The organism is Pseudomonas sp. P5_A2_2 (assembly GCF_054177685.1).
In genome coordinates, this window is sequence record NZ_JBGCUL010000062.1 from 1 (window position 1) to 12,478 (window position 12,478).

The 12,478-nt window shown below is 61.0% G+C and carries 9 protein-coding genes and 1 pseudogene; 6 read left to right on the forward strand and 4 right to left on the reverse strand.

Going from position 1 to position 12,478, the window contains the following annotated elements; genetic code table 11:
- The 5 genes from ACXRVY_RS07775 to ACXRVY_RS07795 form a co-directional block, all read left to right on the forward strand.
- Positions 1-1,766: CRTAC1 family protein (locus tag ACXRVY_RS07775; protein WP_458237206.1), on the forward strand; the 1,766-nt coding region annotated here is incomplete at its 5' end.
- Between the two features lie 13 nt (positions 1,767-1,779).
- Positions 1,780-2,712, forward strand: coding sequence for a hypothetical protein (locus ACXRVY_RS07780; RefSeq protein WP_458237207.1), 933 nt, complete (start codon positions 1,780-1,782; stop codon positions 2,710-2,712).
- Complete coding sequence (locus ACXRVY_RS07785) at positions 2,709-4,340, forward strand: MFS transporter (protein WP_458237208.1); 1,632 nt, start codon at positions 2,709-2,711, stop codon at positions 4,338-4,340. The genes ACXRVY_RS07780 and ACXRVY_RS07785 overlap by 4 nt, the downstream gene beginning before the upstream one ends.
- Positions 4,341-4,644: 304 nt before the next feature.
- The gene (locus ACXRVY_RS07790) at positions 4,645-5,616 is read left to right on the forward strand and encodes a hypothetical protein (RefSeq protein WP_458237209.1); all 972 of its coding nucleotides are present in this window, start codon (positions 4,645-4,647) and stop codon (positions 5,614-5,616) included.
- 13 nt (positions 5,617-5,629) lie between these two features.
- On the forward strand, positions 5,630-8,044 hold the full coding sequence (locus ACXRVY_RS07795; RefSeq protein ID WP_458237210.1) for an efflux RND transporter permease subunit: 2,415 nt from the start codon (positions 5,630-5,632) through the stop codon (positions 8,042-8,044).
- A gap of 175 nt (positions 8,045-8,219) precedes the next feature.
- Here the strand turns inward: ACXRVY_RS07795 and ACXRVY_RS07800 are convergent, their stop codons facing one another.
- From ACXRVY_RS07800 to ACXRVY_RS07815, 4 genes and pseudogenes are all read right to left on the reverse strand, one after another.
- Positions 8,220-8,936 carry an HNH endonuclease gene (locus tag ACXRVY_RS07800; RefSeq protein WP_458237211.1) on the reverse strand — a complete coding sequence of 239 codons (717 nt, stop codon included), beginning with the start codon at positions 8,934-8,936 and terminating at the stop codon, positions 8,220-8,222.
- Between the two features lie 578 nt (positions 8,937-9,514).
- Positions 9,515-9,706: pseudogene (locus ACXRVY_RS07805) on the reverse strand (sodium-independent anion transporter); the annotation flags it as partial.
- A 539-nt stretch (positions 9,707-10,245) separates the two neighbouring features.
- Positions 10,246-11,184, reverse strand: a complete 939-nt coding sequence (locus tag ACXRVY_RS07810; protein ID WP_458237212.1) for an ImmA/IrrE family metallo-endopeptidase — start codon at positions 11,182-11,184, stop codon at positions 10,246-10,248.
- Positions 11,181-11,534, reverse strand: coding sequence for a helix-turn-helix domain-containing protein (locus ACXRVY_RS07815; RefSeq protein ID WP_458237213.1), 354 nt, complete (start codon positions 11,532-11,534; stop codon positions 11,181-11,183). Before ACXRVY_RS07815 ends, ACXRVY_RS07810 begins: the two co-directional genes overlap by 4 nt.
- Positions 11,535-11,717: 183 nt before the next feature.
- Between ACXRVY_RS07815 and ACXRVY_RS07820 the strand changes: the two genes are divergently transcribed.
- On the forward strand, positions 11,718-12,470 hold the full coding sequence (locus ACXRVY_RS07820) for a multiubiquitin domain-containing protein (RefSeq protein ID WP_458237214.1): 753 nt from the start codon (positions 11,718-11,720) through the stop codon (positions 12,468-12,470).
- Positions 12,471-12,478: the final 8 nt, after the last annotated feature.

Consider the following 12,478-nt stretch of genomic DNA (forward strand, 5'->3'; position numbering starts at 1 on the left):
TCGCCGCGCTGCTCAGTGAGCGATACCCACCGTTCGTGCTGAAGGCGCCGGCTGGCGTTGAGGATCCGCGCACAGTGGCGCCGATGGGCTGCCTTATCGCCGATCTCAACGAGGATGGGCTGAGCGACTTCCTGGTGTATTACTGGGGTCGTCCACCGGTCGCTTTCCTGCGGATCGATCACGGGTCTGCGACGACGCGAGAAGCTCCCGCCGCAGAGCGTTACGTCCCCGTTGCCATCGCTGGCGATCAGCGCTGGTTCACCAACGCCGCACTACTGGCCGACGTCGATGGAGATGGTCACCTCGACCTGGTCATCGGCAATTACTTTTGCGACGACGGACGCATTCTCGATTCGACCTCTACCGAGCCGGTCTGTCCGCACCCGGTCATGCAGGACTCGATGTCGCGCGCTTTCAATGGTGGGGCAAACAGAATTCTGCTTTGGGCGTCTGCGGTCGGCGGTGCGCAGCCTGGCGTCACGTTCAGGGAAGCCCCCGAGCCGTTCGAGCAGGACGTGGCCCACGGATGGACGCTCGCGCTCGGCGCACAGGACCTCAATGGTGATGGCCTGCCCGATCTGTATTTCGCCAATGACTTCGGGCCTGACCGCTTGCTGATCAACTGCTCGCGCGCGATGGAGAGCTTTGGCCGCTCGCGCGAAGAGCTCGGATGCTTTCCAAAAGATGGTCCCGTGTCGTTCCGACTGCTGGAAGGACAGCGCACCTTTTCCAAACCCCGCTCAAAGGTGCTCGGGCAGGACTCCTTCAAGGGCATGGGCGTCGAGTTCGCCGATGTCAACGGCGACGGCATTGCCGACATCTTCGTCAGCAACATTACCGAAAAGTGGGCGCTGCAGGAGAGCCAGTTCCTCTTCGTCAGCGACGGCCGCAAGATCGATACAGCGCTGGTCCGGCAGGGCACGGCCCCGTACAGCGACGAGAGCGAGCAGCTCGGACTTTCGCGCAGCGGCTGGGCCTGGGATGCCAAGCTCGCAGATTTCGACAACGATGGGCAGCTTGAGGCCCTTCAGGCGGTTGGATTCGTGCGCGGTCGCGATGCTGACTCCGGGCTGGTGTGGCGAAAGAGTTGCTGGGCGATGCTGCAGGAGCTGGCGACAAGCAATGACGGATTGCTCAAGCACCCGGCCGCCTGGTTCCGCATGGAGCAAGGTGCTTCGACCGCGGGCTGCGATTTGAGTGGCAACTCGCGGCGCAATCCGTTCTACGTGCTCCAGACGTCGGGACGCTATGTTGACGTTTCGCCGCAGCTCGCCCACCTAGTGCACGGCGCGCCCGCGCCTACCCGCGGGCTGGCGATCGGCGACGCCGACCTCGACGGGCGGCTTGACTACATCGAAGCCCGGCAGTACGCGGCGRCGGAGTTCCACCAGAACACGTCGCGCGCCGCACAAGGCAATTCCTTCATCGGCCTGAGCCCGCGCTTTCTCGTCGGCGATGGCGGCGGACCGTCGCGAGTCAGCACGATTGCCGACGCGGCCGACCCACGTCTGCGGTCACGGCCCGCCGTCGGCGCGCGGGTCGCCATTCGGCTGAGTGACGGGCGCAGCTTCAGCGCAGAAGTCGACGGCGGCAATGGCCATTCAGGCAAGCGCAGCCCTGACATTCATTTTGGCGTCGGACATGTGAGCCCCGGCGTAACCGCCGACGTGCTCGTCACATGGCGATCCGCCGGTGCAGCGAGACGCTCTGAACGCTTCGCTTCCATTCCGATTGGACAGCACCTGGCCGTCCTGCTGCAACCCTGAACGGGAGCTCCCCATGAACTCGACGTCCGCTGGTACCCGTCCGCAGCCCAAGCCCGGCATCCTGCCCTTCGCCATTGCGATCACTGTGCTCAATGTGCTTGGGCACACCTGGCTCGGGTTCGAGCAAGCGTGGCTCACGCCCATCGTCGCGGTAGCAGCCGCCTACCTATCTGAAGTCGGGACCGAACTGGCAATATATGGTTGGGCGAAGGCGCGCTTTCGGGGCGGTGTCCGGCATCTCATAGTGTTTCTGCTGCCGGCGCACATCACTGGGCTGGCGGTCGGGATGCTGCTGTACACCAATGAACGCTTCGTGGTTGTCGCGTTTGCCGCATCGCTCGCCATCTTCTCTAAGGTGTTGCTTCGGGTGCCGATGCCCGGCGCGCCGGCGGGCGTCACCACCCATTTTATGAATCCGTCGAACCTGGGCATCGCCGCGACCCTGCTGCTGTTCAGCGACTGGGTGGGCGTCGCCCAGCCATATCAGTTCACCGAAAACGTCAGCGGCGCGCTCGACTGGGTGATTCCGCTGATCATCGTGTGCAGCGGCTCGTTCCTCAACTGGCGCGCCACCAAGCGCATCACGCTGGTACTTGCCTGGTTGGCCGGCTTCGCGAGTCAGGCCGTGGTGCGCTCACTGGTGTCGACGCAGGACGTTCACACCCTGCTTGCACCGATGACCGGTATGGCATTCGTGCTGTTTACCTTCTATATGGTCAGCGATCCAATGACGACACCGCGCACCCGTCATGGTCAGATCGTTTTTGGCTTAGCGACGGCGGCGGTTTACGGGCTGCTTTCGCACGCCGGCATAGTCTTCGGGCTGTTCTTCTCGCTGTGCATCACGTGCGCCACTCGTGGCGCCATCATGTGGTGGGCGTGCCGCCGCGCAGCGGCGCCAAGAATGGTGCCGGCCATAGGCACCGGTGCGGGAGCGCAGAATTGACCGCGACATCGAACCAAGCCCGAGTCGGTCGCTCAGGCGGCCTGACGTTCCATCACCCGGTCGCTTTCTGGTTCGGCGTTGTGGCGGTCACGGCGGGGGTGTTGTTGCACATCCCGATGTATCTGATGGGCCAACACAACGGCTACCGGCTTGTCGGGATGCCAATGGACAACGGCATGCTGTTCGGCATGGCGGCCATCGTCGTGGGTCTCGTCGCCAGCTTATACGGGCTCCATCCCAACCTGTCCGAGAGCCACGCCGTTGACGTTGGCAACCTGCGCATTCAAGCAATGGACGACGCCCCCATCGGGTGGGCCCACATCGGTCTGTTGCTGACGATGGCGGTGGCCATCACGATCGACATCATGAAGCCGACGGCGCTGGCCTTTGTGGTGCCCGGAATGACGCAGGAGTACAACCTGAAGTCGCCTTTGAATCCCGGAGGCACTTACCCGGCGGCGCTGCTGGCGCTGGCCGGCATCAGCGGCACCGTGCTCGGTTCCATGCTGTGGGGCTGGCTGGGCGACCGGATCGGCAGGCGCGCATCGATCCTGTTCGCCGGCATCAACTTCATCGCCACATCGATCTGCGGGACCATGCCCGACTTCTTCTGGAATCTCGGCATGTGCTTTTTAATGGGCCTGGGCGTGGGCGGCATGCTGCCGATCGCCTACGCGCTGCTCGCAGAGACCATTCCGGCGCGACATCGGGGGTGGCTGATGGTGCTGGTGGGCGCCGACGTGGCCGGCGCCTACATCCTCACCAGTTGGTTGGCTGCGGAACTTGTTCCGGTCTACAGCTGGCGCATTCTCTGGTTGATCGGCTTGCCGACCGGCGTTCTATTCATCATGCTCAACCGCTGGATTCCGGAGTCGCCCCGTTTCCTGCTGGCCACCGGTCGCGCCGACGAGGCCAGAAGGGTAATGCAGCACTACGGCGCCCGCATGTTCCAACTGTCGGCAGACAAGCCGCGATCGCCGTCGCCGATGGAGAGTCGCTKGGGAGCGCTAGTCGATCCGCGGTTCCTCGGGGCGACGCTGGTGGTCACCAGCCTCGGCGTCGGCTGCGGGTTGGTCTTGTTCGGCTTCAACCTTTGGATCCCCACCAACCTGCGCAAGCTGGGCTTTGTCGAGGCCGACGCCATTCTTCGCAACTCGGCGCTTATAGGTTTTCCGCTGACTTTTGTCGTGGCGTGGATGTACGGCTTTTGGAGCAGCAAGAAGACCATGCTCGCGATGACAACTCTTACTGCAGGGGCGCTCGCGGGATTTGTGCTGGCCGGTGACAGCATCGTTCACAACCGTTCCCTCCTGTATGCGCTTCTCATAGTGCCGATCTGGGGAATCAACTCCGTCATCGCCGTTCTGTCCGTTTACAGCGCGGAGATCTACCCTACGGAGGTTCGCTCCAAGGGAGTCGGTTTGTGCGCTGGCGCGTGCAAGGCGGGCGGTGTCGTGATCATCGCCATGGTCTGCCTGCAGGTCGCGCCGCCGACCATGGCAACTGTAGCCCTCATTGGTGCCGTCGCCATGGCGCTGGCCGCCATGGCGTTGGCGCGGTTCGGAGTGGAAACACGCAATCTGGCGCTAGAAGAGATCACAGATCGCGCACCGGAAGTACTGTACTGAACCCATGGCTTGCCTCGAAAGCGCGCTTGCGCTGTGCTCCTTCTTGTTGAATCACCGCCATTGGCCTGACTCTATCCATGGGGTCGATGGGATATTGCGTCGAGGCTCAGTAGTCGCCTCTCATCCAGACTCGACCGATCTGACGCAGTCTGAGCAAGAGGCAGCGGGGGCGCAGTCAGCATTGGCAATGCCAGTTACATGATGCTCAAGGATTCAGTGGTGGTTCGGCCATCGTTCGAGGGTGCGCGTTTTGGCCGTGACGCCGCCTCTCAACAACTTGCCTTCACGGTCATAGGAGAGAGTGATGCATAAGATGCTGAGTGACGGATTCACTGCTACACGTGAGGTCGACATCGACAGGAGGCGGCTCTTCACAGGCGCAATGTCCGTCCCGTTGCTGCTCTCCGGCTACATCCCGAGCGAACGAGCACTTGCGCAGGTTCAGGACAAGTTCAGCATCCGCCAGGCGCTTGTAAATCCGATGGACGTCTGGCTATACACCATTCACATGCCACCCGAGTTTCCGTCGACTTGGCTGTTTGGTGGACGTGAAAATCCTCCAATTCCTGCAGACTTCTTTGACATYGGCTCCGACCCGTGGGTCGGTGAAGTGTCCTGCGTCGGCATACCGCTGGAGCCCAACGGCCACAGCCCAACCTCTGATCTAGTGGTCCGACACGACGCTGCAGAGTGGATCGCCAATCCGACTCGTTTGTACGGCCCACGAGAAGTTCCGAAGAACCTCCGCCTGCGCTGCGACATGAAGCGGCTGAACGAGCGCGGTGTGGAGCCAATAACAGTCACGTACGGCGGTAAGCGTCCAGAGGAGATGTGGAGCGTCTATGTCGGTATGGCAAAGGACCATCCTGGTGGCGGGTACATTGACATCACCTGGATCAACCCAAACGGCAACGGCGGCCTGTGCGACATTGAGATCGCGGTGAAGGTGGAGTTCAAGTTCACCCGGCTTCCGGCGAGCGGTACCCCCAAGGAGGTAGTGCTGAAGTCGGACGTGGAGTGGTTGTCTGAGACGAACCACAATTTCACTCGCTGGGCCGATGCGGCTGCAAGCCGCACCTTCTCCATTTCGCCCGGCGCGCATGCAAATTTCATCCCGGCGAGCAGAGATCTTGGTGGAGAGATGAAGGCAGCGGCAGGCAAGAGTTGCAACTCGCGCGTCTCGCATAGCTTCATCCTTGCTCCAAAGAATGCACCTCAGTCTTGGGGCAGACCGGAGATGATCAAGCAGTTCTCGGCGAGGCGCGAGAAGATCTAGGAAGCTGAATTCAATGAGACGCGCGGCCCTGTTCTATGCGCTTCGACTGATCCGCGCCAGCGCTACGCATCCGTTTCGACTGCTGCTGATAGTCGGTTCATTCTGCATCGCCCTCGGCAGCGGTAGCCTATACCTGCGAGTTCAGGTTGACGCGGATGCGCTAGTCCCTGAAGCGGATCCACTCGTCCTGACGGATCTTCGTCTCCGGCGAGGATTTGGACTCGGTGATCCGATCCTGATTCTCGTATCGTCACAGGAGCCGGACGGTGCACTCAGCGTCGGCGCGCTTCGAGCAGTCGCGGCACTTACATCGCACATCCAGGCGGGCGCTCGCGAACTCGGTGTGTCGGTGGTGAGCCTGGCCAYGGAAAGACGTCCCCGCGTCGAGCCAGGAACGCTTAGGTTCAGACTTCTGCTCGATCCTTTTCCCGATACCCCAGAACTTCTGGATCTTGTTCGGGCCGACATCAAGCAGATCGGCCTTCTGACCGGGACCCTTCTCGCCATCGATCGGTCGACGGCAGTAGTCGTGGTTCGTCTGCCAGTGCCTAGTGAACTCGCGGCGACCAGTGAGCGCTTCCGGGCTCGGGACGCGGTCCTAAGCGTTGCAAGCAACGCGATTCTCCAAGCGAAGCACCATTGCGCTGGACAGGCGGCGGTACCAGTCTGTCGGATCTCATCAATCGGCCCACCGGTTGCAGGATCCCTATTGGGCGTTAGGGTGCTCGAAGATGTGGCGCKCCTCATGCCGATTACTGCCGCGCTCGTCGCGATCATCGCCTGGATTCGCCTGCGCAGCGTCGCAGCAGTGGCATTTATTTCCCTCAAGAGCCTTGCAAGTTGCTTCGTAACGCTCGGCTTCATGGGTTGGGTCGGAATACCACTCCAGATAACAACAGCCATCCTGCCCGTCATATTGGTAGGCGTGTCCATATCTGATGAAGTGTTTGTACTGACACGCTTTCAGTCGGCCATTCAAGGAGGCGGTCGGGCGGTCAGGCCACGTAGCTTTGCGTTCTCGACAGTCAAGAGCATGGCTGTGCCTTCGATAGCGACAAGCCTGATGATGATCATTGGGTTTGCGTCTCTGGCCGCGTCTCCCATACGGGCAATTTCCCATTTCGGCGTCGCAGGCGCATTCGGCCTGCTCTTCTGTGGCGTCTGGACGCTTGCGGCGACACCCGCACTACTGCGCGCAATGATGCCATTTCTCGCGCGGCCGCTGGCGCAGCGAAGTGCTCGAGCTCAGTCTGCCGAGATCTCGCGGCCGCGGGGTGCGTCGAGACTGATTCTGGCTCTGTCTCTAGCTGCGGTGCTGGGATTCRTGGGAGTCGGATTCAGCAAGATCGTCGTTCAGGACAGCTGGACCGAGGCGTTTGCCAAGTCGGACCCGCTTCGACTTGACACGGAACGGGCAAACAGAACTCTTTCGGGAACTGATTTTCTGCTTGTTTTTTTGAGGTGGGAGCCTTCTGAGAACTGGCCGCGTATTGGCGAGATGCAAGGGCCAATGCTTGACCCGGTGACTCTGAGAGCAGTAGACGCGTTCGAACAGGCGCTTCGTGAGACGCCGTCAGTTGGAGGAACACTGGGACCGGGGTCAAGTATCAAGTCGGTTCACCGCTTGTTTCTAGCCGGCGTGGGGGGATCCTGGTCAATTCCGAAGCAACCGGCGCGAGTGGTGGACGTCTACCGGGCATTCGACTTGGTTCGCGGAAGGGATCGAAGGCTGGAGGTGGTATCGGAAGATTTCCATTCCGCGGCAATCATGGTCCTTGTCAGGGACGCCGACTTCGAAACTTCTCGCCGGTTGATCGAAGTCGCGAGGCAGTTGGYAACGTCAATTCTCCCTGCAGGCACCGCAGTCGACTTTGGAGGGAATGTGGCGGTCAGCAGCGTCATGATCCGGAGCTTGGTAGAGGGTCAGGCTACCTCCGCCATGATCACGATCGTCGGAGTCGCTGCTGCTGTACTGTTCTGCACTGGCTCCATCGCCACTGCGCTTCTGGTCGGTATGGTCTGCGTCGCTGCCTCGGCACTGCTCTTTGCTTCGTTCGGGTGGATTGGGATCACTCTTGGGGTCGCGACTTCGATGATTCTAGGAATCTCGATCGGCATCGGGTCGGACTTTGCCGTCTATTATCTGCATGGCCTGTCCGGTCGGAGGGACCTCGGGTTCAAGTCTCTGAACGAATTGGCGGCATGGCGCCCGTTAACGTCGCGGCCCACGCCATCGCATGCGAGCAACGTGCGGGCCGTTGTCACTGACACGCTTGCTATCGCTGGCGGTTTCGCCGTGCTGACCCTCTCGCAGATTCCATCTGTGGCGATCCTCGGAATCTCCGTTGCCGCGACAGTATTGCTCTGCGCCACTCTTACGCTGTTCGTGCTTCCACGTATAGTCGACGCTTGGTCTGCTCGGGAATGAAGGCCGTGGAGATCTTCTGGAAGCGGTAAGCGTCTCTTGCGTACTTCTGCCGAGGATGTCGAGGCTCACTGAGTTTCGAATTCCTCTCACTCAGTTCTGAACTCCTCCTCCGCCGTACGGCGATTCAGCGCCTAACTGGTGATCGACGCTCGCTCGCGCTCCTCTTCTCGCAAATTCAAGTGGTGGCATCGAGGCCATCCAATGGTTCGCCGTCGGGCCCTGCGTTTATCCACCCGCATCGCTCCTCGTGATGCCTCAGGGCTTCGCTCAGTGGGGCCATGATCGAGTCAGTGGTCTGGCGCAGCGGAAGCCCATCGAAACACGCGTATTCCGAACCCATGAGTTCGGCGCTCAAACGGACTGTTCGCGTGTTTGGGTCAATGCTGAATAGGTGCAGGTCAAACATCTTGTGCAAGTCTGCGCGGAGCAGTAGACCGTTCTCGATGACGTTGGTGTGTGGACCTCGGTAGGGAACGATGTGCGCCGCCTCGAGCAGAGCCTCGACGGTGCAGCCTGAAATCGCGCATGCACCGCCATATGCCTGCAGGAGTGCTTGACGGAAGGCCGGCTGCCCCTCGCGCTGGACGATCGCAGCCATGATGCGGCGTCTCGCATCCACAGAGGGGTCGAACAGCCCGCTCGTGGCTGCGTCGTCGCGCGCCTTTTCAATCTCCGCACGGTCTGCGACGCTCAGGAACCTGGGCCGAAGCACCTTGTCGCCGACGTTGGCCAGCTCCCAGACACCATGAACGCCTGGATCGTAGACGGCGAAGAGGACACCGCGTCCGCTGCCGATGCGGATGAGGCGGTCGTACGCGTAGCCGGTGTCAGTTCTCCGTGGCGCGCGATTCACCGCATGATTGCCACGAGAGAAGCAATTTACCGAGAGCACTGAAAGGTCCGGGCCGAGGTTCCCTCGCGCGAAGTCCGGTATCTCAGAGACGATGCTGTCTCCGACTTCTGCCGTTGAGACTGGGCGCGCTAAGGAACGCACCGCTTCAAGGACTATCTCCCACGTGGGCTTTGGCCCGTAGCGAAACTGGCGCCCGGTGTGGGCCGGAGGTGGGTGCTGCTCGGTCATGTCTTTAGATGTGCTTCGATGGTCGCGAAGCCAGCGCGCCCGAGCAGGACCGCACAGGCAAGTCCGAGCGGAGATTTCATGGCATTGACGGTCTCGCACGAACGCATGCTCTCTCCTCGGTATCTAGTCGCGGATGCTACCCGCGCCGGTCATGCGGGATGGCGGAGCGGCCTCCGTCTGGCGCGAGGCAGACCGGCCGGATCGCGTCAGGCCTCGGCTGCGAAGCGCGAGGAGGAGCGATTTATTGGCCGACGACACCGAACTACGTACCGCTTCTCAAATAACAAAGCGGGCTCAGGGTTTGTCCCATGCGGAAGTCGCTTTGCGGATCGTCATCTTCATAGGCAAACATCGAGTGCCGAAGCGAGCAGCACTTAGCCAACCWATGTTCAGTGCCCCATCAGGATGCTGTCCGCGACGTCCTTGTCGTGCACGCCGAACCTGTCGACCAGGGTTGCGCTGGCCTGATTGAGTCCCAACACGTCAACCTCCACGACCTTGCGGCGGAACTTGAGCACCCTTGTCGAGTGCGCTCACCGCATGTCCCAGAAGTGGGCATGGGTGAGGTCAACGCGAACCTTGCTCTGCCTCTGGAAAATTCGTCTCGAACGCTATATCTGTGGTCTTCGAGTAGCCCGCACGCTATACGTAGCGCTGTATATAATACCAGCCACGAGTAGACTGGTGTCGCTCGGCGCACTCCTGGCGATACGAAGCGGGCCACCGTCCCGGCGAGGAAGCAAAGCGGTAGCGGTAATGGGCCGAGTAGCGGTCGCCCGGTGCAAATCCGTAAGAGTCCGCGGGGCTGGCCGTATCAGCAATGCCCGGGGAGCGCGCGAGGCGCGCCATGTGCTGATCTGCGAATGCAGGGTGATTCCCTTCCAAACTCACGGCTCGTGGGTAGGGGAGGCCTTTGGGTGATTTCCCCCGTGTGCCTGCTGCTTGAAACAGAGGGAAAACAGGGTGAAAAGTGGCGGCGGCGCTTCGCGGAGAAAAATTTCGCGCTCCGCGCCTCGGGTACAAAGCGCCCGAAAAATTCGGCAAAGCAGCTCGGCCCAGGCTCGATGCCTGGCAGTCGCTGATGGCTGTCCACCGCGCCTCGGCCATGGCTAGTCGACGGTCATGTGCCGACGATCTTGAATGCAGCCGGAACGAAGATGCTCGTCGAGGTGAGTGCCTTCGTCGGGTAGACCAACAGGAAAACGTTGTACTTTGTTTTGAACGCTTCGCCCAAGCACTCGTGATCGACACCGTTCTTGTCCCGGTAGTGCAACGACGTTGGCCAGGTCATCTTTTTGCCAATGGGCAGCAGCGGCGCAAGCGCATGCTCGTTGTCGATGCGCACATCGTTCGGGCGGCCGAACTGCTGATCGAAACTCGGGGAAACCTCGATTCGGCGCACCGCTGCCTGCGTTCCCTTGCCGGGGATGAACTCCATAGGTTCCAGAACGTACACGACGCACGGGCGATGATGAGTTCGCACAAACTCTCGAGACGCCGCATAGTTGGACGCGCCGAACTTCTTGGCCAAGTCGATTGGCGTCTTGATTCCCATCGGTAGATCGGCCGCCCGCTCCTGGAAAGCTGTCCCTTGGAACAACGCGAAGCGCGCGAAGTTGTTCGCTTCCCGTTCGAACTGATCGGCGATCGCAGGCGCAAGGGTTTGCTCGCAATCCTGGAACAGGCTGAAGATTTTGCGGTGTGTAGGAAGCTCGTGGTGCCCCGTCTCGTGCAGTTTGAGGAACGACTGCTTCGATGCCACCACCGAGTCGTCAATGTGAATGATCTGCTCGTTCGCGTCGTAGATCCCGAGCACCTTTGAGATCGCGGACTTGAGTGCGTGCATCGCACCCTCCGCCTTCTTCTTGGCATATGCAAAAAAGCTCGCGGCGTCGAAAAGCCCTTTGGGAGCCACGCGAAGCTTGGCGGCGAGCAGGATGTCGTCCACGGGTGTTGGAAAGCGGCCCCAGGCGGCCGCCTTGTCGAGCGACAGCCTGGCACGGGCCTCGACTGCGAGCAGTTCGGCCACGAGGAGGGTGCTGTCGTCGGGTTTGGTCATGGTTTCTTTCGGGTTCTCAGGTACTGAAGGTACTGCATGAGTTCGCCTTCCTCGTCTTGCGTTAGGTTGTGTTCCGCGAAGGTCGCAATGCGACCGTGTCGCTGTGTGGCCTCGCGCCCCTTGGCTGCCGGCAGGTAACCGGCGAGCTCCATGAGTTGCACATAGTCGATCTTGTAGATGTCGGCCAGCGTGTTCAGCACATTGGGGCTGGGCTGAAGAATCTTTCCGGTTTCGAGCTGACTGAGGTAGGCATTCGATACCTCTTTGTTGCTGGTCTCTTCGACCTGTCGCAGCGACATCTTTCGATCGAGCCTTATGGATGCCAGGTACTGACCTAGTGTGGGCTTCACGATCTCCTTGGGGGCTGATGTCGTCAGCGKCGAACGCCCATCGCCCGCCGCCCGACTTCTTCAGTGTAGTCCGATCGCTAAGTTCTTCAAGCATGCGTCGGCTGCTTGACAAACTTAGCGCGCGCTGTCACATTAGCACCTAGCGGCACCGTCGGGCTGCACAACCTACAAAGGTCGTTGGGTATGAACAGCAAATTTGATGATGGTGTCGAAGACGTTCAGCAGGCACTCACCGCGGGTCGCGAACTCCGTGGCCACGGCCCGTATGGCGTGTTGATCGGGAACGAACAACTCGAGTTTGTGCCGGTGGTCATCGCGGACCCGGTGCCCACGGGCCGCCAGATCCTGCAGGCCCTCGGCGTGCACGAGCCGCTGGAGCATCTGGTTTTCCAGGTTCTGTTGAGCGGGCTGCTCGAGGAACTGCGGCCGGACGAGACCGTCGATCTGCGTAGCTCGGGGGTCGAGAAGTTCTTGGTCTTTCGCAACGACCGCTCATTCCGTCTCGAGCTTGACGATCAGGTCATCGAATGGGGCGGCACTCGCGTCTCTGGCATCACGCTCAAGAAGCTGGCTCGAGTCGATGCCGAAACGCACGACGTGTGGCTCGATGTGCGCGGCGCCGGCGCGGACCGGCAAATCGCCGACACCGAGTTGGTCGATCTCTCGGCGCCCGGTGTCGAGCGCTTCTATACGTCGCGCAAGTCGATCACCGTGATCGTCAACGCGACGGAGTATCAAGTCCACGAGACCGCACTGACGTTCTTGGAAGTCGTGAAGCTTCCGTTCCCCGACGCGGTGCCGAGCGAGACGCGGATCTACACCGTGACCTACAAGCGCGGCCCCGCCAGCAACCCCGAAGGCAGCTTGGTGGACGGCGGCACGGTTCAAATCAAGAACAGGATGGTGTTCAATGTCACATTCACTGATAAGTCGTAGTCCCGACC